This window comes from Pseudoxanthomonas sp. PXM03 (assembly GCF_014852005.1).
GTDB lineage: Bacteria > Pseudomonadota > Gammaproteobacteria > Xanthomonadales > Xanthomonadaceae > Pseudoxanthomonas_A.
In genome coordinates this window covers 363,361-384,472 of record NZ_JACVAU010000001.1, presented here as the reverse complement: position 1 = coordinate 384,472, position 21,112 = coordinate 363,361, and the positions used below count along the sequence as shown (strand labels likewise).

Genomic DNA, 21,112 nt, shown 5'->3' with positions numbered 1-21,112 from the left:
TCTCGCGGGCGTGTGCTAGCTTCGCCGAATTCGACCGATCCAAAAGGGTGCAGGATGAACACGCGGTACGCGACGAAGGTCTTGATGCTGGCCGGTTTCGCAGCGTGCGCGATGACGGTGGCGGGAAGCGCGCGGGCGGCATCGGCAGACGTCGGCGAGGCCGCGTACAAGGCGGTGGATCCCTTCATCGGGACGGGGGGTGAAGGCCATACCTACCCCGGCGCCACTGTTCCGTACGGCATGGTGCAGCTGTCGCCCGACACCCGTATCCAGCCACGCAAGGACGGTTATGGCTGGGCCGCCGGCTACCGCTACGACGACACGACCATCGTCGGCTTTTCGCACACGCACTTTTCCGGCACCGGTCATTCCGACCTGGGCGACCTGCTGCTGATGCCCACCACCGGCGAGCTGAAGCTCGAACGCGGCGACCCCGACAAGCCCGGCAGCGGCTATACCTCGCGCTTCCGCCACGCCACCGAAACCGCCCAGCCCGGCTACTACGCCGTCACCCTGGACGACTACGACGTGCGCGCCGAACTCACCGCCAGCGCGCGCGTGGGCATGCACCGCTACCACTTCCCCGCCGGCAAGCCCGCGCATGTGGTGCTGGACCTGCGCACCAGCATGTACGACTACCCCGGCAAGGTGTCGTGGTCGCGCGTGCGCGTGCGCGCCGACGGCACGGTCAGCGGCTTCCGCGAAACGCGCGGCTGGGCGCCGGGCCGCCAGTTGTATTTCGCCCTGCGCTTCTCGCAGCCGGTCACCGGTCACGCGCTGCACAACACCGAGCAGGACATCCCGTACAAGGGCTTTCCGCCACCCGGCGAAAAAGACCCGCGCCAACGCGCGCAGATCGAAGGCAGGCAGCTGGTTGCGGCATTCGACCTCGCCCCGGGCGCCGGCAAACCCGTGCTGGTGAAAGTGGCCATTTCGCCGGTCAGCGAAGACAACGCCATCGCCAACCTCGATGCCGAATCGCCCGGCTGGGATTTCGACGGCATGCGCGCGTCCGCCAAACAGCAATGGAGCGAAGCACTGGGCGCAGTGGATGCCCAGGGCGACCCGGCGCAGCGCACCCGCTTCTACACCGCGCTGTACCACACGCTGCTCGGCCCGACGCTGTTCATGGACAGCGACGGCCGTTACCGCGGCCCGGACAATGCCGTGCACCAGGCGAAAGGCTGGACAAACTACTCGACCTTCTCGCTATGGGACACCTATCGCGCGCTGCATCCGCTGGCCACACTGGTGCAACCGCCGCAGCGTACGAACGACTTCGTCAATTCGCTGCTGGCCGCGCGTCGCGAGAGCCCGTACGGCGTGCTGCCGGTATGGTCGTTCCATGGGCAGGAAACGTGGTGCATGATCGGTTACCACGCGGTGCCGGTGATCGCCGATGCGTACATGAAGGGTATCCGCGGCTACGACGCCGAGGAAGCGTTGCAGGCGATGGTGGCCAGCGCCAATTACGGGCCGTATGATGGCATCGCGCAGTATCGCGAGCTCGGCTACGTGCCCATCGACGAGGAAGGCGAGGCAGCCAGCAAGACGCTGGAATACGCCTTCGATGACTGGACCGTGGCGCAGATGGCGCGTGCGATGGGCAAGGCCGATGTCGCCGCAACGTTCGACAAGCGCGCCGCCAACTGGAAGCATGCGTTCGACGCCGACACCGGCTTCATGCGCGCGCGCAAGCGCGATGGCGGCTTCCGCACGCCGTTCGACCCCAGCGCCAGTGGCTACGGCACCGACTACACCGAAGGCAATGCGTGGCAGTACTCATGGTACGTGCCGCAGGACGTCGCCGGCCTGGCGGTGGCGCATGGCGGCGACGAAGCGCTGCTGGCGCGACTGGATGCGGTGTTCGATGCGAAGGTGGATGCGTCGGTGTTCGCGCACATGGAGGACATCACCGGCCTGATCGGCTGGTACGCGCACGGCAACGAACCCAGCCACCACGTGGCCTACCTGTATGCCTACGCGGGCCAGCCGTGGCGCACGCAGGCACGGTTGCAGCAGATCATGTCCAGCCAGTACGCGGCGCGTCCGGATGGCCTGGCCGGCAACGATGACCTGGGGCAGATGTCGGCGTGGTACGTGTTCACCACACTCGGGTTCTATCCGGTCACGCCCGGCAGCAACCAGTACATCATCGGCCGGCCGTTCCTGCCGCGCGCGACGCTGCACCTGCCCAACGGCAAGCGCTTCACCATCGTTGCCGACGGCCTGGACGATGCGCATGCCTACGTGGGCAGCGCCAGCCTCAACGGCAAACCGCTGACACGCGCGTACCTGACCCATGACGAGATTCTCGCCGGTGGCGAACTGCGCTTCGTGATGCAGGCGAAACCGGACACCACCTGGGCCACCGATCCGGCCCAGCGGCCGTACTCGATGTCCCGCTAGCGCCGGCTCACGGCATCCAGCGCTGCACGAAGTGCGCGGACGCGCGCCGGATCGGTTTCCGACCAGTCCGGCGCCAGCCCTTGCAACGCCGGATTGCGGAACCCCATCGAGGAAGCGCGGGACCCTTTCGCCGAGGCATGGAACTCGCGTGCACCGGTCTGCATCGCCAGCGCGGTGACGTTGCCGGCATCGATGCCGGCGCCCGGCATCACCGTCACGCGGCCCGCGGCCTGCCTTGCCAGCGCCGCGATGCGGTCAGCGCCCTCAACCGCCGTGGCCTGCGCGCCCGACGTCAGCACGCGTTGGCACCCCAGGGCGATCACCTGTTCCAGCGCCTGCGCCTGGTCACGCGCCGCGTCGAAGGCGCGGTGGAACGTCACCTGCAACGGCCCCGCCGCGGCGACGAGTCGTTCGCATAACGGCAAGTCGATGCCGCCATCGGCCTGCAGCGCGCCGATCACCACCCCGTCGCAGCCCAGGCGCACGCACATCTCGATGTCACGCAGCATCACATCGACTTCGCGTGAGTCGTAAAGGAAATCGCCCGCGCGTGGCCGCACCAGTACGAACAGCGGAATCCGCACGCGTTCGCGCGCGAGCGCCAGCGCGCCGTAGGACGGCGTGGTGCCGCCGGACGACAGGCCTTCGCACAGTTCCACCCGGTCGGCGCCGGCCGCCTGCGCCGCCAGCGCGGAGCCCAGCGAGCCGGCAGCGATCTCCAGTGCCAGCGGCGGGGATGCACTCACGCGCCTTCACCGTAGACGGCGTCGGAGGCGAGCAATGCGTCCTGCCGCTGCGCATCGCAGACCGCGTAGACGAAGCCCTGGTGCAGCGCGAACGCCCCCACTTCGCCGTGCTTGTTCAACGCCAGGAAACAGACCTGCAACGACTTGCTGGCTTCCGGCCGCTTGCTCACCACCCGCGCGATGGCTTCGCGGCACGCCTCCATGGGCGAACGGCCCTGCCGCATCAGTTCCACCACCAGGAAGCTCGCCGCGTTGCGGATCATCTCCTCGCCCACGCCCGAGGCCGTGGCCGCGCCAACATCGTTGTCCACGTACAGGCCTGCGCCGATGATGGGACTGTCGCCCACGCGACCGTGCAGCTTCCACGCCATTCCGCTGGTGGTGCAGGCGCCCGCCAGGCGCCCGTGGCGGTCGATCGCCAGCATGCCGAGCGTGTCGTGGTTGTCGCGGTCGCCCGGTCGCTGCCTGCGTTCGGCATTGATCTCCGGCTTGTATTCGGCGCGCGCGCGCCATTCGCGCCACGCCTGTTCCGCCTGCGGCGTCAGCAGGCGTTGTTTCGTGAAGCCCTGTTCCATCGCGAACTGCTGCGCGCCGTCGCCGACCAGCATCACGTGCGGCGTTTTCTCCATCACGCGCCGCGCCACACTGATGGGGTGGTCGATCTCCTCCAGCGCCGCCACCGCGCCACAGCGGCCATCGCCATCCATGATGCTGGCATCCAGGGTCAGGATGCCGTCGCGATCGGGGTTGCCGCAGCGCCCGACCGTGGAGTTGCACAGATCCGTCTCGGCCCAGCGCGCGCCCTGCTCCACCGCGTCCAGTGCGCCACCGCCCGCCGCGAGGATCTTCCACGCCGGCTGATTGGCCTGTACGCCGAAATCCCAAGTGGACACCACGCGCGCGCCCATCGGCGTGCTGCCCGTCGGCTGGCTCGCCAACCGGCCGGACAAGGCCAGCGCACCGGCCGACAACGCCGCCTGGCCCAGGAATCTTCTTCTGCCGTTCATGCCTGCTCCTCATGTGCTGGTTCGGCGCGCGCGGGTCGATGCGTGCGCGCATGCATCGCGGCGCCCACCAGGCCCAGTTGCCCGTGGTCGATGCGCCACAGCGGTGGTGGCGTACGTGCGCCGGTGAATCTTTCCGCATACCGCCGCACAAAGTCGCCCTGGTGCAGGAACGGCGCGATGTGGCGGGTCACGCCGCCGGCCAGGTAGACCTGGCGTGCGCCGACGGTGAGCACCAGATCGCCGACCAGGCTGCCGAGCCAACCGCAGAATACCTCCAGCGTTTCCCGCGCCAGCGCATCCTCGCCGCGGGCGGCCTCCACCAGCGGTGCGACCTGCTTCCACTGCGGCACGGCGCCGCGCACATCGGCCAGCGCGTCGTACAGATGCATCAATCCGTTGCCGGACAGCACGCGTTCGTTGTCCACGTGTGGCCAGCGTCGCGACAGGCGCTGCAGCACATCCAGTTCGACGGCAGTGTGCGCGGCCAGCGCCGCGTGGCCGGCTTCGCTCAGCAGCACTTCACGGCCCAGTGCATCCAGGCACAGCGCCGCGCCCAGCCCGGTGCCCGGACCCAGCACGAGAGCCGGCGACTGCATGCCGGGGTCGTCCTGCGCAAGCAGTGCCACCAACGCGCTGCGCTGCACGCCGGGGATGGCACGTGCGACGGCTTCGAAATCGTTGATCACCTCCAGCGACGCCAGCCCGGCTTCCTGCGCCGTGCGCCGCACGGACACCTTCCACGGCAGGTTGGCGTTGACCAGGCGGTCGCCATCGAGAAAACCGGCGATGGCGACAACACCGGACGCCACCCGCAGGCCCGGCCGGGTCGAGTGGAGGCGCAGCAGGTAGTCTTCCAGGATGACGGCAAGCGACGCGTGCTCCGCGCAGCGGTACATCGCCATGTCCCGCACATCGATCGGATCGTCCTCGGTACACCAGCCCAACCGGGCATGGGTGCCCCCAACGTCGGCCACGAGGCAAGCGATCCGGTGCTGCGAAGAATCCATGGGAAAACTCGGCCGATGCCGGGACCACGTTTGGAGACGCAGCACTATACGTTCGATTTGGATCGTTTCAAAAGGGAAGGAAGGCCGCGCCCGGACTCGCCCGGACTCGCCCGGAAACATGCTTGCGCGCAACGGCCGGCTCGTGGATCGCCGCCTCATCGGAGGGCGAATGCCGCCGTGTCCGGCGAGGAGGTCCCGAACGGAGTTGGGGTGCCGATCAAACAGGGACGCGATCCGATGCAGGGACCTGCCCAGTTGCCAGCGATCCCGCCTCCGCGCCTTCCGGCCGTCGGTGCCATGGGTCCTCTTCCCGAGCCTCATCTGCAACATGCCTGCTGCCTGCGCAGCCTTCAGTGTGTTGCATCGACCATTTGAATCCGCGGCCGTAGACGGGCATGGCGGGGCAGCATTTCCCTGGACCTGTCAGCTGGCACTTCCTGATGCTGGTTGACCCTCGCTGCCGAGATCGCGATCCAGCAGGCAATCGATGAAGGCGCGGAGTGCCGGCAGCATGTACCGTCGACTGGAGTAGTACAGATACAGGCCTGGCACGGTCGGCGACCAGTCGGAAAGGACCCGCTTGAGTCGTCCGTCCTGCAGGGCATCGGCAATGCCCTCGTCGTTGTAGGCGTAGAAGATTCCAAGCCCCTGGAGCGCCGCGGGCACGACGATGTCCTGGTGATTGCCGATCACGGTGCCTTCGCCCAGGAACTCGACCGCTTTTCCCTTCTTCCGGAACTCCCACCCGGCCACTTTCCCGCTGCCCGGGAATCGCCAGTTGATGCAGGCGTGATGGCCCAGGTCGGCAGGTGTCCTGGGCTCGCCGTGCCGGGCGAGGTAGTCGGGCGACGCTACCGCCAGCAGTTCGATGTCGGGCGTGAGCCGCACTGCGACCATGTCCTTCTGCAGGCGACCGCCCACGCGGATGCCCGCATCGAAGCCTTCTCCCGCAATGTCGCTCAGGCCATCGTCGACCACGATGTCGAGCACCACATCCGGATGCGCGTTCGCGAATCGGCCAAGCCGGGGTGCGATCACCTTCTTCGCCGCCATGCTCAGTGTGTTGATCCGCAGCGTTCCCGCAGCGCGCGCATTCACGCCTACCGCCTGCGCAACGGCCTCATCCATGTCGCGCAGCATCGGGGCGATCCGCCCATGGAGACGCCGCCCCGGTTCCGTCGGCGAGACGCTGCGCGTGGTCCGGTTCAACAGGCGAACGCCCAGCCGTGATTCGAGTTGTCGAATGATCTGGCTGAGAGCCGACCGGGACAGCCCCAGGTGATCGGCCGCCCGGGCGAAGCTGGCCCGGTCTACGACGGCCACGAAGGCCTTGAGTTCGGCAAATTCGGTGCCGCGCATTGTGTGCTGATCTCTACATAGCCTGATCGGATAATAGGCGATTCTCTTATCTGCCAGGACGGATCAACCTAGCTCCACAGACCCCACCGGAGCATTGCGATGAAAGACCTGAACCTGCCCGAGCCCATCGCGGCCTACTTCGATGCCGACCGCCAGGACGCCCAGGCCGTTGCCCGCTGCTTCACCAGGGACGGACGGGTGCTGGACGAAGGGAAGACCCACGCCGGGCTGGCGGCGATCGAGGCGTGGAAGGCGGACGCATCCGCCAGGTACACCTACACCGCCACGCCTCATGCGTGGGAGAAGCAGGGGCGCAGCTGCACCGTGACCTGCCACGTGTCGGGCAACTTCCCCGGCAGCCCCGTGGACCTGCGTTACACCTTCACCCTGGAGCGCGGAAAGATCGCCACGCTGGAGATCGTCCCATGAGCTTCGACCTGCAGTTGGCCGGCAAGCGTGTCCTGGTCACGGGCGGCACGCGTGGCGTGGGTGCGGCGGTGGTCGGGCTGTTGGCCCGACTCGGTACACGGATCGTGGCGACGGCGCTCTCGCGCCCGGAGCACGCCATCGATGATGTCCGCTATGTCACGGCAGACCTTGCCACCGCCGAAGGCGCTCGCCTGGCGGCAGCCGCAGCGCTGCACCACCTCGGCGGCATCGATGTCCTGATCAACGTGGTGGGCGGATCGTCGGCACCCGCAGGTGGGTTTGCCGCACTGGATGACGCGCAATGGGCGAGGGAACTCGACCTGAACCTGATGTCGGCGGTGCGGCTGGATCGTGCCCTGCTCCCGACGATGATCGCGCAGGGATCCGGGGTGATCCTGCACGTCACTTCGATCCAGCACACGTTGCCACTGCCCGATGCCACGACCGCCTATGCCGCCGCCAAGGCGGCGCTGTCGACCTACAGCAAGGCGCTGTCGAAGGAAGTCACTCCGAAAGGCGTGCGTGTGGTCCGTGTATCGCCCGGCTGGATCGAGACCGAGGCATCGGTGGCGCTGGTCGAGCGCGTCGCCGCACAGGCCGGCACCGACTATGAGGGAGGCAAGAAGCTGGTCATGAACGAACTGGGCGGGATCCCGCTGGGACGCCCGGCCAGGCCGGGCGAGGTGGCGGACCTCATCGCGTTCCTGGTGTCGCCCCGCGCGGCCTCCATCTCCGGTACGGAGTACACGATCGACGGCGGGACCGTACCGACCGCGTGATGGCGCCCCTCAGGCTGCCCGGCGAGTCAATAGCACGATTGATCAAGTTTTCAGGACTTTAGGCAACCGATAGTCCTGCCGTGCGTCGCACAGTAGCCCTGCCGGCCGACACGCCGCACACCTACCAACGCCCGAGGATACGACCATGTTCAAGCTGATCCCTGCAGTGCTCGCGGCCGCTCTCGCGGCCACCATCTCCCCCTCCGCACAGGCCCACGACGCTACGCCCGGCCACCACGGCGCGCAGGTGAAGAATGTCGTGCTGGTGCACGGCGCCTTCGCCGACGGTGCCGGCTGGCGCCCGGTCTACGACGACCTCACCGCGCGTGGCTATCGCGTCTCGATCGTGCAGAACCCGTTGACCTCGCTCGCCGATGACGTGAAGGCGACCCAGCGCGTGCTCGACCGCCAGGACGGTCCCGCCATCCTGGTCGGACATTCCTGGGGCGGTACGGTCATCACCGAAGCCGGCGTCCACGACAAGGTGGCCGGCCTGGTCTACGTGTCCGCCCTGGCGCCGGACGCCGGTGAAACCACCGCCCAGCAGTACACGGGCTTCGCACCCACGCCCGAGTTCGTGATCGAGACAGGCAGCGACGGCTACGGCTTCATCAGTCCCGCCAAGTTCAAGGCCGGCTTCGCCCACGACACCACCGATGCCGACGCGGCATTCCTGCGCGACTCTCAGGTGCCGATCAACATGTCGGTGTTCGGCACCACGCTGACCCACGCCGCCTGGCGCACGAAGCCCAGCTGGGCCGTGATTGCCACCGAAGACAAGGCATTCGATCAGGCCATGCTCATCCATATGGCCGAGCGCATCAACGCGCGCATCACCAAGGTGTCCGCCAGCCACGCGGTCTTCATGACGCAGCCCAAGGTGGTCGCCGACACGATCGATCGCGCCGCCAGGGAGGCCGGCCAACCGGCCAGGTAAGCGTCGCTCACGGGCGCGCCGGACGGCGCGTCCGCAGCTTCCCCATCGCACCTCCTCCCCACGACGGGCGGCCGCACCCGGCTGCCTGGACGCCCCACTTCGTCCTGAGTATCCGCTGCCATGTCCCGCTCTCACCGTCCTTTCCATGCTTCTCACGCGACCGACGCACGACATCCGGGTCGTTATGACTTCATCGTCTGCGGCGCCGGTCCTGCCGGCTGCGCCCTGGCCGGCAGGCTCGCGGAAAATCCCGCCGTGCGCGTGCTGTTGATCGAGGCGGGCGGATCCGATGAGCTGCCTGAGGTGCTGGAGCCCACGCAGTGGCCACTGAACCTCGGCTCAGATCGCGACTGGGCCTTCGTGGCGCAGCCCAATCCGCACCTCAATCACCGGGCCATTCCGCTGAACATGGGCAAGGTGCTGGGAGGCGGATCCAGCATCAACGTGATGGTGTGGGCGCGGGGGCACCAGAGTGACTGGGAGCACTTCGCCGAAGAAGCCGGCGACGAGGCGTGGGGCTATCGTGCAGTCCTCGACATCTATCGACGCGTCGAGGACTGGCGCGGTGTGCCCGATGCCGTCCGGCGCGGCACCGGTGGTCCAGTCCACGTGGAAACGCCACCGCACCCCCAACCGGTGGCGATTGCCATGATCGAGGCCGCGAAAACCCTCGGACTGCCGACGTTCGACAGTCCCAATGGCGTCATGATGGAAGAGCGCGGCGGCGTCGCACTCAACGACCTGATCGTGAAGGCGGGCCGAAGATCATCGCTCTTCCGCTCCTACATCTTCCCGAAGCTGGGGCAGCCCAACCTGACGGTGATGATCAACGCCCAGGTCAGCAGAATTGTCCTGGATGGCACCACGGCCGTCGGCGTCGAGGTCATGCAGGGCGCGCGCAGCATGCGCATCATTGCCGACCGAGAGGTGATCCTGTCGATGGGCGCGATCAATACGCCCAAGGTCCTGATGCAGTCCGGCATTGGTCCGGAAGAGGAACTGACGCCTCATGGCATCAAGGTGATCCAGCACCTGCCCGGCGTCGGACGGAACCACCAGGACCACGTGTCCTTCGGCTGCATCTTCGAGTCGGGCGTGCCGGTGGGCGTGGGCAACGGCGGGTCGGAGGCCACGCTGTACTGGAAGACCGATCCTGCGCTGGCTGCTCCGGATGTATTCCATTGCCAGCTGGAATTCCCGGTGCCGACACCGGAGACCGCGCATCGCGGCGTGCCGGCACATGGCTGGATGACCTTCGCCGGGCTTTCCCATCCCAAGAGTCGGGGTTCGGTACACCTGACCGGCGCGGACGCGGGCGCACCCTGCCGGATCGAAGCCAATACGCTGTCGCATCCCGACGATGTGCGCAGCGCCGTAGCGACCATCGCGTTGGCACGCGAAATGGCGCACGCCTCGCCGTTCAAGAAGCTGTTGAAGCGCGAGGCCATGCCGGGAAGCCTGGATGCGTCCGGGATGGAAACCTACATCCGCGACTCGGCAGTGACCTTCTGGCATCAGGCCTGCACGGCGAAGATGGGGCGCGACGCGATGTCGGTGGTCAACGGCAACCTGCAGGTCTACGGCATCGACCGGTTGCGGCTCGCGGATGCATCCATCATGCCCAACGTCCCGAGCGGGAACACGATGGCACCCTGTGTAGTGATTGGCGAGCGGGCCGCAGAGATCATCAAGAAAGCGCATGGACTTTGAGCAATGATGCGATCCCTGCTTGAGTCCAGGGCCGCAAGCGGACCGGCGAGTTGTCGTTGGCCGGCGAGTATGGAGCGTTCCATGGCGGACAATCCTGCCGGACATCCGTCATGGTTTGGCCATCCCGGAAACCTGTGCTCAATCGCACACCGAGACACCGACCATGTGGCCACCCACAACCGGATTGAACCGCTACGCCACTGTCCTTGCTGAAACACAAGCATCAAGAAAGCAGCGACGACTCACTTCCTGGCTCACTTTCCGGCTGACTGTCCCTGGACTGCCCAGGGCATCCCAACGTGTCGAGCATTTCCGTCGGCTCCCTGCCAGAAGCGGACATCATTGAACCCGTGGATGCGTTCCGATGAACGCTGTACTCCATGCGGGAAGCTCAGTTGCCAGTCCGCTGCCCGATCCACAGCCGATTGCCGTCGGGGTCTTCAATGCGGAACTCGCTCATGCCGTAGAAGGGATGACTGATCGAAGGCACGTCCAAGCCGCGCCTCCGCACGTCACGGTGGTAGGCGAAGATGTCGTCGGGGTACAGGTAGATCACCGAAGTACGTGGTGCATCCGGCGGCTGGTTGATCGATTCGTCCACCATCAGCCGGCACTCGTCCAGCACCAGCGTCGCCCAACGCCATTCGTCGTTGCGCTTTTCCACCGTAAAACCCAGCTTTGCGTAGAACTCCACGCTCGTCGGCATATGGCGGACGGGCAGCATCGGGATTGCGCGCTGCATCTTCACCCTCTTCTCCTCGGCTAGTCGTCGGCGGGAACGCCGGTCTGCAGTGCGCGCGCGGCCGCCGCCGTGGACAGCTGCAGGGCAACGGCGAGTTCCTGCGCACTGCACTTGGCGTCCCCCAGCAACCACGCCACTACCGGCGAGAACAGACCATCGGCGAGCCCATGTGCGGCAAGGCGCACGGGAATGCGCAGGCGGCTGCGCTGCGCCGGAGACAGCGTGTTCTCCACGTGCATGACCAGCGTGTACCGGACAATACGTAGCGCAGCGCCCTGGAAGAGGCTGCGTGCGAGTGCGCGGTTCTGCCAGAAGTGGTCGAGGATCGCGCGCACTTTGTTGACGTCCGCCTGCCCTCCCACCAGATTGGCCAGTGTCTGGAACGGCCCCTCCAGGCTGGCGGCAAGCAACTCGTCCTTGTTGCGGAAGTGCTCGTAGAACGTCGAGCGACTGACGCCCGATCGCGCCAGCACATCGCCGACGCGGATCTCGTGGTAGCGTTGACTGAGTACCAGCGAGAAGAACGCCGCCATCAGGTCCTGGCGCGTGCGCCGCCTGCGGGGATCCTCGTTGGGCTGAAGCTGCGTCATGAGCGGGATCATCCCACGAACCCTGCCGGACATTGGGTCGCGATTGTCCGGAAACCGGCGGCGATCGCCTCGCTAGCCTGTACGCTCTTCTTCGCAAGGGCATCGCATGACCACGACTTCCTCCCGCGCGCCGAGCGCTGTGCTGCCCGGCGTGCTGCTGATCGCGAGCGGTGTGCTGGCGCCGCTCATCATGATCTTCCATCCCACCGCGCAGGGCGCCGACATGGCGGCGCGGCTCACCCGCCTCACGGAGATCTCGGCACTCAGCCGGCACGTGCACCTGGCGATGATCGTATGCATCATCGCCCTCTGGCTGTCGCTGGCCCACCTCGCTCGGCGCTGGCCAGGCAACGGCTGGGTGTGGGTCGCGATCCGCCTCTACGCCCTCGGCGCCGTCGCCATGCTGGGTGCGGCATTGACCAGCGGGTTCCTCATCGGCGATTACCTGCAGCGCGTCCTGCCGCTGATCCCGCACGCCGAGGACGCGTTGCCTTCGGTGCTGCTTGCCTTCTCCGCCAATCAGGTGCTGGCAGGATTCGGCACACTGGGCATGTCGGCGGGAATCGTGCTGTGGTCTGCCGCGATGCTGCGCCAACCCGGGCGGCTTGCCATCCCATGCGGCACCTACGGCGTGATCGCGGGCCCGCTGTGCCTGATCGGCTATGCCACGGGATTGATCTCGCTCGACGTCCCCGGCATGACCTTCGTGGTCGTCGCGCAGAGCCTCTGGTACTGCCTGCTGGGCCTGTGGGTCGTGCGGACTTCGCCGGACGTCACGACAACGACATCCCCCGATGACGGCCAGCGCATTTGACGCCTGGTCCATCTTCCCCCGCTCCACGGACCCGCATCATGCTCGTACCCTACTCCCCCACATGGCCGCTGGCCTTCCAGTATCTCCGGCAGGAACTGCTGCCGGTTTTCGCCGGTGTACCCATCGAGATCCTGCACATCGGCAGTACCTCGGTACCCGGCCTGGCGGCCAAGCCGGTCATCGACCTCCTGCTGGGCGCGCCAACACTCGCCGAGATCGAGGCCCGCGTCGCGGACATCGTGAGGCTGGACTACACCTACCGGCCGCACTACGAAGCCGCGATCCCGCAGCGTCGCTACTTCGTCAAAGACATCGCGGGCGACCTGCGCATCCACCTGCATGGCGTCGAACAAGGCGGTCGACTCTGGCGGGAGCATCTCCGCTTCCGCGACCTGCTGCGCGTCGACGACGCACGCCGATCCGAGTACGAGGCCCTGAAGCGACGGCTCGCCATCGTGCATGCCGGCGACAAGGCTGCGTATACGCTGGAGAAGGGTGCCTACATTCGATCCCTGTTGTCTTCCATGGACGACTAGATCCTCCGACAATGCAACGCCGCATGGACGCCTGCCAAGACGAACCAACCCGGTTCACCCTTGCAGAACGACTCTTGCGATGTCCGCTCCGGCTCGGAAGCAGATCTTTCGAGGCTGAATTCTGGTATCCACATGACAGGGCCAGTGCATCGCTCGAGCGCCAGCGCTGGTGCATCCATCAATCGGCTCCGAACACTCATCGTGGCCGGAAACGTCGGAATTCCGGTAGATTTGACCATGGCAGGCCGCTGGATTGCCTCTGGAGTTCCGTCGTTCCCACCTTTTCGCCTGGTGGCGCATGTCGATGATCGGATCCACCTCGCTTGAGCGACGACGCTTGCTGACGGGTCTGCTGGCGACCGTCCTGGCATGTCTTTCAGCCTCGCTGATGGCCAACCCGCTACCACAGGGACCCATCACCACCGTGTGGCGACCCATGACAATCGTCGAGGGCGATGACATCGCTTTTGGCCGCGTGGAGAACGCGCAGGAATTCCTTCCCGCACGCGTGGGCCAGATCAGGCAGGATGACAGGGGCTTCATGTGGTTCGGGACCCAGTACGGCCTGTACCGCTTCGATGGCTATGGCCACATCGCCTTTTCCGCGGATCCAGACGATGCGAATCAGCCGGGCGGTGTCTTCGTCTACGCCATCCACAAAGACCGCGCTGGACGACTCTGGATTTCCACCGATCAGGGTCTGGACGTTTTCGAGCCTCGCACAGGCACCTTCAGCCGTACCCGTTACGCCAACGCATCCACGATGCCGCTGGTCCAATCACTCTATGAAGACCCACAAGGACTGATGTGGCTCGCCACGACGGGCGGCCTGTACGCGCTCGATGCAACAGGCACCTTGCGGGCGCATTTCCAGGCCAACCCCGCCGATCCCGGCTCGCTCGCGAGCACCGACGTGAGATTCGCCACCCAGGACCGTGCGGGCACGTTCTGGATCGCCGGCTCCGCGGGGCTTGAAGCCATCGATCCAACCTCGGGCCACGTGCTCGTGCGCATCGCCTTGCCGGAGCCGCGTGAGATCAGCTTCGTGGAAGACCGCGCCGGCATCCTGTGGATCGCGCATGCCGGCGGCAACGGCCTTTCCTCGTTCGATCGCGCGACCCATACGCTGACGCACTATCGGTTTGTCGACAGCAAAGGCGCACCCGTTTCCCGCTTCGGCATCTTTTCCGCGCTCGAGGATCGCGACGGCAGATTGTGGTTGGGCACGGGTGGTGCCGGCCTGCTGCGGCTGGATGTCGAGCGGCGACGTGTTGTCCGCTATCGCAACAACCCGGGCGATCCGCAGAGTCTCAGCGGTGACGACGTGGTCGCGCTGTTCCAAGACCGGGACGGCGATATCTGGGTGGCCCTGCATGGCGAGCGGCTCAACCTGTTCTCGCCACGCACGGCGCCTTTCCGGAAGCTGCCACCTAGGCCCGTGGCTGTCCCCTCGCGCAGCGAGAGGATGGTCAACGCGATCCTGGAGGTGGACGAGCGATCGCTGTGGATCAGTTACCTGGGCATGCTCCTGGGCGTCGATCAGGAAACCGGACAACGCGAGGACCTGCACCGGAAACTGGGACTGCAGTCTGACGTGATCGCGATGGCGAAGGATGCGCGCGGACGTATCTGGCTGGGCACCGTGGGCACCGGTATCGTCATGCGGGAGCCCTCCGGTCGACTGGCGCGTTACCGGCACGACCCGGGCGACCCGCGAAGCCTGGCGAACGACGTCGTAAACGACGTCCTGGTGGACCGTTCGCAGAACCTGTGGTTCGCCACATGGGGAGGCCTTGTCCGATTCGACGAGCGCACCGGCACCTTTGAAACCTACAAGCCCTCGGGAATGGACCCGAAGTATCTGACGCTGACCGAAGACGACGACGGGAAGATCTGGCTGGGCACCCACCGTTACGGTCTGCAGCGGTTCGATCCGGCGACCAGATCATTCACTACCTATCCACCGACGGGTGCGCCGCGCGGTGTGAGCAACGGTCGGGTGAATGCGGTGCACGTGGACCGTCGAGGCGCGGTGTGGGTGGGAACGCAGAACGGCCTGGACAGGCTGGACGCTGCCACGGGCCGCATCCGTAGCCATCACGCGCAGGATGGGCTGCCGGGGAACGCCGTGAGCTGCCTGCTTGAAGATGCGCGGGGCGGTATCTGGCTGGGCACGGACAATGGCATTGCACGCCTCGATACCTCGACGGGGAACATGCAGAGCTACTCGCGCAGCGATGGGCTGCCGGGCCTGGATTTCACGGGTTGGGGTTCCTGCCACCAAGGCCCGAGCCACACGATGTACTTCGGCGGATTCTCGGGAGGAACCGTATTTCATCCGGACGAGGTACGCGTGAAGGGGCAGGTGTCTTCTGTGGAGCTGACGGACCTGATGATCGCCGGCCGTCGATTCCCGGCCGGAACGACGCCGTCGCAACCACCAGTGCAACCGGTGCCGGAAAAGCTGACGTTGTCCTACTCGCAGAACTCGTTGACCGCCGGGTTCGCCGCCTTGCGCTATGCCAATCCCACCGCAGTCGACTATCGCTTCCGCCTCGCGGGTCTGGAGGAGACTTGGCACGTGGTGGGTAGCGACCGGCGGGTGGCCGCCTACAACTCGCTGCCGCCTGGGGACTATCGGCTGGAAGTCCAGGCCTCCGTCGGAGGTGGCGACTGGTCCGCCAGCAAGAGTTTGGCGCTGACGATCCAGCGACCCTGGTGGCAAGCCATGTGGTTCCACGTGCTCATCGGGCTGCTCCTGCTGGGTGCGGTGCTGCTTGCCTACCGGCTGCGCGTGCGCCAGGTGATGCAGCGCTTCGAGATCCGCCTGGACGAGCGCGTCGCCGAGCGCACGCGCATCGCGCGCGAACTACATGACTCCCTGCTGCAGGGCTTCCATGGTCTGATGTTCCGGTTGCAAGCCGTGCGGAACCTGCTTCCGGCACGGCCCGATGAGGCAGCGGTGGTGCTGGACGAGGCGCTGCGGCGGGGGGACGAAACCGTGGAGATGGCTCGCGAAGCCGTCACCGATCTACGCACCTTCGGCGCCAGCGGTCTGGACCTGGAAGCGGCACTGCAGACAATGATCGAGGACGTGGCAGCACCGTACCGGGACGATCCTACCGAGTGCCACATCACGGTGGAAGGGATACCCCGCCCCATGATTCCACTCGTGCGGGACGACGTCCTGCAGATAGCACGCGAAGCGGTCCGCAACGCGCTGCAGCATGCACGCGCGAAACGGGTGCGGGTGGAGGTGCAGTGGGGCACGCAGCGGTTCGTGCTGCGCGTGTATGACGACGGCATCGGCCTGAACCCCGGATTCGCCGAACACGGTCGCGAGGGCCACTGGGGCCTGCACGGCATGCGCGAACGGACGCGCGAAGTGGGCGGCAGCCTGGAGATCCGCAGCGAAGGCGACGGCACGAGGGTGGAGCTAGGGATTCCCGCGGGCCGAGCCTACGCCCGCCCCGGCTGATACGTGCCGGCTTCACTCGCTCATCGACGGCAGGATTCCCCGTGCCAGCGCCAGTGTCACGGCGTGGGTACGATCGCTCGCACCCAGCTTGGCCATGATGTGTTTCATGTGGGCCTTCGCGGTTTCCCTGCTCACCGACAGCAGCTGGCCGATCTCCTCGTTGCTGTTGCCCGCCGCAGCAAGCCGCAGCACGTCAATCTCGCGTGGCGACAGGCGCTCCTCGCCCCGGTGTGCGGCAAGCGCCTTCGCCACGCCGGCGGTGACATGCCGGCGCCCGGCGTGGACCGAACGTATTGCGTCCAGCAGATCCACGCGTACGTCCCCCTTGAGCACATACGCCTGCGCGCCCGCGTTGAGTGCGCGCTGCGCAAGCGCATCGCCGCCATAGGTCGTCAGCACGATGACGCGCGCACCGGGAAACTCGGCGCGGATGGCCTCCAGCGTCTCGATGCCGTCCATGAGCGGCATCTGGATGTCGAGCAGGGTAATGTCCGGCCTGAAGACACGAAAGCGCTCCATGGCCTCCAGGCCCGTGGAGGCCTCCGCAACCAGCTCAATGTCGGACTGGCCCGCGATGAGCGCGGCAATGCCGCCCCGGAGCAGGGGATGATCGTCCACGGCGAGGACTCGGATGGCACACATGGTCACTCGTTGATGTACTCGATGCCGATACGGCGGCGGGCGCCGGCCCCAAGTTGTCCTTCGATCCACTGACACACTTTCTCGCGAACGAGCGCATAGCAGCGACCATTGATCAGGTCGTGATCGCAGTCTTCGAACATCTGCAGCGTCTTGTCCCCGGAGCCAGCGTACCGGTGAAGGTACTCGCTGCCCGAGGGTGGCGCCATCACGTCTTCCGATCCATGCAACAGCAGCAACGGCAAAGACAGTGCGCCGACGGCCATGCGCAACCGTCTGTCGGCACGGACAAGCGCCATGCGGGGTACCCGGAACACAGGTCCGAGCCGGCGGCACTGCCGGAAGATCGCAGCTCTCCACGGTGGGTCCAGCAAGATGGCTTCGCCGATGATGCCGTCCAGTTCGGTCGGGTGCAGCAGCGCGTGGCAGCAGACTGCAAGTGCACCGGTTCCATGGCCGAACCCGTACAGCGGCCGCGTCGGATGGCGCTGGCGCACGCACGCCGTCATCGTACGGATGTCGGCCAGGTAGCGCGCCAGCGTCGGCTCCCTCACGCGCGACACCGGCGACCCGCTCCATCCATCCAGATCGACGGCATAGCTGGCGATGTCCTGCATGGCCAAGGTTCGGGCGATGCCCTCGTAACGCGCGCCGTCCGATCCCGGCTCATGCACGAACGCCACGACGGCACGCATACCGTCGGGCCGCCAGGAACGCAGGAACAAGCGCCTCCGTCCCTGCGACTCCACGTACTCCTTCGAAACCGTGGGCTCCGCTCGCGACGTCATGCGGCCCTCCTGGCGGCAGAGACTGCGTAGATACCAGACGGACGCAGCGCACCGGTTCCCCGTTCGGGGAATTCGGCTCGCAAGAACCGGGTGCATGCTCCGGCCGTTTGCAGGCGCGCAGACGCAAGCCCATTCGCGAGGAGAGAACGCCATGACGCACAAGACCCATCCCGACCATACCGATCTGCAGAGACGCGGGGTACTGCAGGCAGCGGGCGCCGCCATTGGCGGTGGCATCGCCGCATCGGCACTGCCATCCGCCTTCGCGGCACAGGGGGCGCAGACATCGGGCGTCGCAGGAAAGCCGCTGGGTTCGATCGGAGGGCGCCTGCGTGGGGTCCAGCACTTCGGGCTGACCGTCCAGAACATGGATCGGGCATTCGCGTTCTATACCGAAGTCCTTGGCGGTACCGAGGTGATGCGCGATGGCGACTTTCACGGCGAGCGCATCCACAACACACTGCTGACTGACCAGGTGATCGAATCGAATGTGCGCAGGGTCAATCCCGTCACGATGGGGATCCCGGATCTGAGAAGTGGCGCGCAACGCCTCGATGTCCGCTTCATCCAGTTCGACAACGTCGTGATCGAACTTCTGCAGTACCGCGATTCGCAGCAACCTGCGGGCAGCGGCGCCGCTTTCGCCGAGCCACTGGACCACATGAGTCCTGCCTTTCCCAGGATGATGCACATCTGCTTCCATATCCGCGACGACGTCGACTTCAACCAGTTCATCGCGGACCTGGAAGCAGAGTCGGCGCGCCGCGGAATGATCCACGTCCGCGCCAACCGGGTCCTGACAGTCACCTCCGAGGCAGAACGCAGGGCGGCGCCACTCGATGCCAACAGCAATGGCATCACCGAAGGGAAGTCGAACGGCTGGCGGCTCATCTACTGCAAGGGCTCAGAGGGTGAACAGCTGGAGTTCGTGCAGGCGCTTGGGCCGGTTAAACATGTCTTCGACACCGCACTCGAGGAACGCAGGCGCCTCGTGTCCGGCGCCTGACGCAGAAAAGTCGCGCGTGCTACCACCTACGAAGGAGAGAATCCAATGAAGTCTTCATTGCCGTTCCGCTTTCCCACCCTCTTTGCCGCCCTTGCGCTCTGGAGTACGCCAGCGATCGCCGGTAATGCCTCACCCATGCAGTACGACACCCTCCCGGCGGGTGCGTACGCCGTCGTCGCGGAAGTCCGTGCCAAGGCCGGCAAGGAGGACGCACTACGCGAGGTTACGCTGCCGCTCGTTGGGCAGGTTCGCGCGGAGCCCAACAACCTGCTCTATTTCCTCCATGAGGACCGACAAGCGCCGGGCCACTTCGTTTTCTACGAAATCTTCAAGACGCAAGCCGACTTCGAGGCGCACAATGCGACGCCGCATGTGCAAGCCTGGTTCGCCCGATTGCCGGAACTCGCCGAAGGAGGCGTCAAGGTGATCCAGATGGAAGTGCTCGGCAACCAAGGTGGGCGGGAGCCCTGAGTCCAGCATCGCAGAGGCGAGCGTCCCACCTCGGTAGTTCGCCGGCTTGGAAGCAACAGGGACATCCGTTACGAGAGCCCGTTCCTGCATCAGCGTGTACGAGGTCGGCCTTGTACCCGATCCATCCTGGGCGCTGCTCCCACTCGGCATCCGCCCTCGTCCATGTCGGCTACCAGCAAATGCGGACATGGACGAACGCCAGCATCAAGCTGGCCCGCGAAGCCGCTCCGGCTTGAATGATTGTCAGACCTGCTCACTGGGCAAACAGGACGGAGCAATGGCGAGGAAACGAATGTCTGGGTTAAGGGCGTATGCGTCTGGACCTTGATGGGTCAAGGACACGCCAACGCGCCCTTCACCGGCGGGCGGGTCGTGCGCGTCTTCTGTCGTGGCGTTCCGTGGTCTCGCGACTTTGCGCGAACTCCGGGAAGGTCTCCGCCAGCGGCGCCTTGTCCGGGAGGATGTAGAACACCCCGCCCTTCTCGAACGTAGGCTGCATGATCCGCTCGTAGAACTCCGGCGAGACGTTGATGCAGCCATGCGTGATGCGATTGTCATCGGGCGTCGGCGATGCCAGGCGCTCTTCACGTTTCTCGGCGGGGACACCGGTAGCGGTCGGGTGGATGGAGACTGCGGAATCGTAGTCCACCCACAGTACGCGTCCAGCGTCGATGGACGGGCCGAAACCGCCCACGAAGCGACCCGCAGGCGTCGTGCGATCGCGGCCCGGAATCTCGCGGAGCGCGACACCGGCGACACCGGGGGCCGTGTGGTCGCCGACCGCCGATCCGAAGAGTCCGGGTGCCGCCCCGCGAGGCCGGCCGTCACCGCCGAACACCAGGATCTGGGCAGAGGCCTTGTCGATGATTGCGAAGGGATAGCCTTGGCTGTCCTTGGTCGCGACGATCCAGCCTGCGAGCTCGATCACCGTGTCGGACACCTCTTGCCCTTCCGGAAGCTGGTCGGCAACGGTCACCGCTTGTTTGTCGACATTCTCGGCACGGGACGCCCCGAAGCTCGCGAACGCCAGCGCCAACAGCAGCGCGCCAGAGGCTGCGCGGATCGCAGGGTGTATGGACGTACGAATGGTGCAGATCCTCGGAACAAGGTGGGGTCAAGAAAGGATCCCGGTGGCCAGCAATGGCCACCGGGTCCCGGGTTCACACTGTGCGTAACGAATCGTGCAAGCGCGATCAGCCGCGCGGCACGCGGCGCGGCGCAGCTTCGAGCTGCCGCACGCGGCCTTCGATCTGATCCAGGCGCTGGTTGGCCTGCTGCGCGGACTGATTCGCAGCGTCGGCGCTCTGGGCCGCGCCCTGCACCTTCGTATCGAGCTGATCGAGACGCGAGTTGATCCCGGCAAACTCGTCGTCGTAGCTGGCGCAGCCGCCAAGAGCCACGGCCGACACCATCGCCACGCCGAGCACGCGCGCCGTCTTCAGATATCGCTTGTTCTGGAACATTCCAATTCTCCTTCGTCTGGGGGACTCGGAATATAGCGGCCTTTCTTGCCGGCGCCGCAACATATCTTCAGCTAACGTTGGAGTACGTAGATGGAGCGTGAAAATGCGGAAATTCGTGAGCATCCCGGCTCGAATCTGCCAGTCGCCGGGACGAATCGCAGTTTGTGATCCAGGATCACACCCTATCTGCGGCACCGATCCC

At 66.0% G+C, this 21,112-nt stretch carries 20 protein-coding genes; 10 read left to right on the top strand and 10 right to left on the bottom strand.

Annotated elements, in window-relative coordinates; translation table 11 throughout:
* The first annotated feature begins 54 nt into the window (after nt 1–54).
* Complete coding sequence (locus tag IB223_RS01810) at nt 55–2,409, top strand: GH92 family glycosyl hydrolase (protein WP_225590755.1); 2,355 nt, start codon at nt 55–57, stop codon at nt 2,407–2,409.
* Here IB223_RS01810 and IB223_RS01805 read toward each other — a convergent pair.
* The 4 genes from IB223_RS01805 to IB223_RS01790 all read right to left on the bottom strand — a co-directional run bounded on the left by IB223_RS01805 (nt 2,406) and on the right by IB223_RS01790 (nt 6,528).
* Nucleotides 2,406–3,137, bottom strand: a complete 732-nt coding sequence (locus tag IB223_RS01805) for a copper homeostasis protein CutC (RefSeq protein ID WP_192201200.1) — start codon at nt 3,135–3,137, stop codon at nt 2,406–2,408. The two genes, IB223_RS01810 and IB223_RS01805, sit on opposite strands and share 4 nt — an antisense overlap.
* 14 nt (nt 3,138–3,151) lie before the next feature.
* Entirely contained in the window at nt 3,152–4,162 is a 1,011-nt protein-coding gene (locus tag IB223_RS01800; protein ID WP_192199980.1) for a N(4)-(beta-N-acetylglucosaminyl)-L-asparaginase, read from the bottom strand.
* Nucleotides 4,159–5,169, bottom strand: coding sequence for a glucokinase (locus IB223_RS01795; protein ID WP_192199979.1), 1,011 nt, complete (start codon nt 5,167–5,169; stop codon nt 4,159–4,161). Before IB223_RS01795 ends, IB223_RS01800 begins: the two co-directional genes overlap by 4 nt.
* A gap of 423 nt (nt 5,170–5,592) precedes the next feature.
* Nucleotides 5,593–6,528 carry a LysR family transcriptional regulator gene (locus tag IB223_RS01790; RefSeq protein WP_192199978.1) on the bottom strand — a complete coding sequence of 312 codons (936 nt, stop codon included), beginning with the start codon at nt 6,526–6,528 and terminating at the stop codon, nt 5,593–5,595.
* A 99-nt stretch (nt 6,529–6,627) separates the two neighbouring features.
* On the opposite strand from IB223_RS01790, the gene IB223_RS01785 reads away from it, so the two are divergent.
* The 4 genes from IB223_RS01785 (at nt 6,628) to IB223_RS01770 (ending at nt 10,383) form a co-directional block, all read left to right on the top strand.
* Complete coding sequence (locus IB223_RS01785) at nt 6,628–6,957, top strand: nuclear transport factor 2 family protein (RefSeq protein ID WP_192199977.1); 330 nt, start codon at nt 6,628–6,630, stop codon at nt 6,955–6,957.
* Entirely contained in the window at nt 6,954–7,736 is a 783-nt protein-coding gene (locus tag IB223_RS01780; RefSeq protein ID WP_192199976.1) for an SDR family oxidoreductase, read from the top strand. The genes IB223_RS01785 and IB223_RS01780 overlap by 4 nt, the downstream gene beginning before the upstream one ends.
* 145 nt (nt 7,737–7,881) lie before the next feature.
* Nucleotides 7,882–8,673, top strand: a complete 792-nt coding sequence (locus IB223_RS01775) for an alpha/beta hydrolase (RefSeq protein ID WP_192199975.1) — start codon at nt 7,882–7,884, stop codon at nt 8,671–8,673.
* Between the two features lie 120 nt (nt 8,674–8,793).
* A complete protein-coding gene (locus IB223_RS01770) occupies nt 8,794–10,383 on the top strand; it encodes a GMC family oxidoreductase N-terminal domain-containing protein (RefSeq protein ID WP_192199974.1) in 1,590 nt (529 codons plus the stop codon).
* Between the two features lie 391 nt (nt 10,384–10,774).
* Here the strand turns inward: IB223_RS01770 and IB223_RS01765 are convergent, their stop codons facing one another.
* Both IB223_RS01765 and IB223_RS01760 read right to left on the bottom strand, forming a co-directional pair.
* On the bottom strand, nt 10,775–11,125 hold the full coding sequence (locus IB223_RS01765; RefSeq protein ID WP_225590888.1) for a VOC family protein: 351 nt from the start codon (nt 11,123–11,125) through the stop codon (nt 10,775–10,777).
* A 20-nt stretch (nt 11,126–11,145) separates the two neighbouring features.
* The gene (locus IB223_RS01760; protein WP_192199972.1) at nt 11,146–11,715 is read right to left on the bottom strand and encodes a TetR/AcrR family transcriptional regulator; all 570 of its coding nucleotides are present in this window, start codon (nt 11,713–11,715) and stop codon (nt 11,146–11,148) included.
* A 106-nt stretch (nt 11,716–11,821) separates the two neighbouring features.
* Here IB223_RS01760 and IB223_RS01755 point away from each other — a divergent pair, with 106 nt between their 5' ends.
* The 3 genes from IB223_RS01755 to IB223_RS01745 all read left to right on the top strand — a co-directional run bounded on the left by IB223_RS01755 (nt 11,822) and on the right by IB223_RS01745 (nt 16,543).
* Nucleotides 11,822–12,529, top strand: coding sequence for a hypothetical protein (locus IB223_RS01755; protein WP_192199971.1), 708 nt, complete (start codon nt 11,822–11,824; stop codon nt 12,527–12,529).
* Between the two features lie 38 nt (nt 12,530–12,567).
* A complete protein-coding gene (locus tag IB223_RS01750) occupies nt 12,568–13,065 on the top strand; it encodes a GrpB family protein (protein ID WP_192199970.1) in 498 nt (165 codons plus the stop codon).
* A 304-nt stretch (nt 13,066–13,369) separates the two neighbouring features.
* Nucleotides 13,370–16,543, top strand: a complete 3,174-nt coding sequence (locus IB223_RS01745) for a sensor histidine kinase (RefSeq protein WP_192199969.1) — start codon at nt 13,370–13,372, stop codon at nt 16,541–16,543.
* Nucleotides 16,544–16,555: 12 nt separating this feature from the next.
* On the opposite strand, the gene IB223_RS01740 is transcribed toward IB223_RS01745, so the two are convergent.
* Complete coding sequence (locus IB223_RS01740; protein ID WP_192199968.1) at nt 16,556–17,185, bottom strand: response regulator transcription factor; 630 nt, start codon at nt 17,183–17,185, stop codon at nt 16,556–16,558.
* Nucleotides 17,186–17,187: 2 nt separating this feature from the next.
* Nucleotides 17,188–17,970, bottom strand: coding sequence for an alpha/beta hydrolase (locus IB223_RS01735; protein WP_192199967.1), 783 nt, complete (start codon nt 17,968–17,970; stop codon nt 17,188–17,190).
* 151 nt (nt 17,971–18,121) lie between these two features.
* Between IB223_RS01735 and IB223_RS01730 the strand changes: the two genes are divergently transcribed.
* Nucleotides 18,122–18,976, top strand: a complete 855-nt coding sequence (locus IB223_RS01730) for a VOC family protein (protein WP_192199966.1) — start codon at nt 18,122–18,124, stop codon at nt 18,974–18,976.
* Nucleotides 18,977–19,021: 45 nt separating this feature from the next.
* Nucleotides 19,022–19,447, top strand: coding sequence for a putative quinol monooxygenase (locus IB223_RS01725; protein WP_192199965.1), 426 nt, complete (start codon nt 19,022–19,024; stop codon nt 19,445–19,447).
* A gap of 355 nt (nt 19,448–19,802) precedes the next feature.
* On the opposite strand, the gene IB223_RS01720 is transcribed toward IB223_RS01725, so the two are convergent.
* Together IB223_RS01720 and IB223_RS01715 are read right to left on the bottom strand one after the other, a co-directional pair.
* Nucleotides 19,803–20,477 (bottom strand): L,D-transpeptidase, encoded by a 675-nt coding sequence (locus IB223_RS01720; RefSeq protein ID WP_225590887.1) that lies wholly within the window; start codon nt 20,475–20,477, stop codon nt 19,803–19,805.
* Nucleotides 20,478–20,640: 163 nt separating this feature from the next.
* Nucleotides 20,641–20,910, bottom strand: a complete 270-nt coding sequence (locus IB223_RS01715; protein ID WP_192199963.1) for a hypothetical protein — start codon at nt 20,908–20,910, stop codon at nt 20,641–20,643.
* Nucleotides 20,911–21,112: the final 202 nt, after the last annotated feature.

What these genes read in the sequence shown, in the direction of transcription:
- IB223_RS01810 (WP_225590755.1), top strand. Translation starts at nt 55, where the DNA reads ATGAACACGCGGTACGCGACGAAGGTCTTGATGCTGGCCGGTTTCGCA.
- IB223_RS01800 (WP_192199980.1), bottom strand. Translation starts at nt 4,162, where the DNA reads ATGAACGGCAGAAGAAGATTCCTGGGCCAGGCGGCGTTGTCGGCCGGT.
- IB223_RS01795 (WP_192199979.1), bottom strand. Translation starts at nt 5,169, where the DNA reads ATGGATTCTTCGCAGCACCGGATCGCTTGCCTCGTGGCCGACGTTGGG.
- IB223_RS01790 (WP_192199978.1), bottom strand. Translation starts at nt 6,528, where the DNA reads ATGCGCGGCACCGAATTTGCCGAACTCAAGGCCTTCGTGGCCGTCGTA.
- IB223_RS01785 (WP_192199977.1), top strand. Translation starts at nt 6,628, where the DNA reads ATGAAAGACCTGAACCTGCCCGAGCCCATCGCGGCCTACTTCGATGCC.
- IB223_RS01780 (WP_192199976.1), top strand. Translation starts at nt 6,954, where the DNA reads ATGAGCTTCGACCTGCAGTTGGCCGGCAAGCGTGTCCTGGTCACGGGC.
- IB223_RS01775 (WP_192199975.1), top strand. Translation starts at nt 7,882, where the DNA reads ATGTTCAAGCTGATCCCTGCAGTGCTCGCGGCCGCTCTCGCGGCCACC.
- IB223_RS01770 (WP_192199974.1), top strand. Translation starts at nt 8,794, where the DNA reads ATGTCCCGCTCTCACCGTCCTTTCCATGCTTCTCACGCGACCGACGCA.
- IB223_RS01765 (WP_225590888.1), bottom strand. Translation starts at nt 11,125, where the DNA reads ATGCAGCGCGCAATCCCGATGCTGCCCGTCCGCCATATGCCGACGAGC.
- IB223_RS01760 (WP_192199972.1), bottom strand. Translation starts at nt 11,715, where the DNA reads ATGACGCAGCTTCAGCCCAACGAGGATCCCCGCAGGCGGCGCACGCGC.
- IB223_RS01755 (WP_192199971.1), top strand. Translation starts at nt 11,822, where the DNA reads ATGACCACGACTTCCTCCCGCGCGCCGAGCGCTGTGCTGCCCGGCGTG.
- IB223_RS01750 (WP_192199970.1), top strand. Translation starts at nt 12,568, where the DNA reads ATGCTCGTACCCTACTCCCCCACATGGCCGCTGGCCTTCCAGTATCTC.
- IB223_RS01745 (WP_192199969.1), top strand. Translation starts at nt 13,370, where the DNA reads ATGATCGGATCCACCTCGCTTGAGCGACGACGCTTGCTGACGGGTCTG.
- IB223_RS01740 (WP_192199968.1), bottom strand. Translation starts at nt 17,185, where the DNA reads ATGTGTGCCATCCGAGTCCTCGCCGTGGACGATCATCCCCTGCTCCGG.
- IB223_RS01735 (WP_192199967.1), bottom strand. Translation starts at nt 17,970, where the DNA reads ATGACGTCGCGAGCGGAGCCCACGGTTTCGAAGGAGTACGTGGAGTCG.
- IB223_RS01730 (WP_192199966.1), top strand. Translation starts at nt 18,122, where the DNA reads ATGACGCACAAGACCCATCCCGACCATACCGATCTGCAGAGACGCGGG.
- IB223_RS01725 (WP_192199965.1), top strand. Translation starts at nt 19,022, where the DNA reads ATGAAGTCTTCATTGCCGTTCCGCTTTCCCACCCTCTTTGCCGCCCTT.
- IB223_RS01715 (WP_192199963.1), bottom strand. Translation starts at nt 20,910, where the DNA reads ATGTTCCAGAACAAGCGATATCTGAAGACGGCGCGCGTGCTCGGCGTG.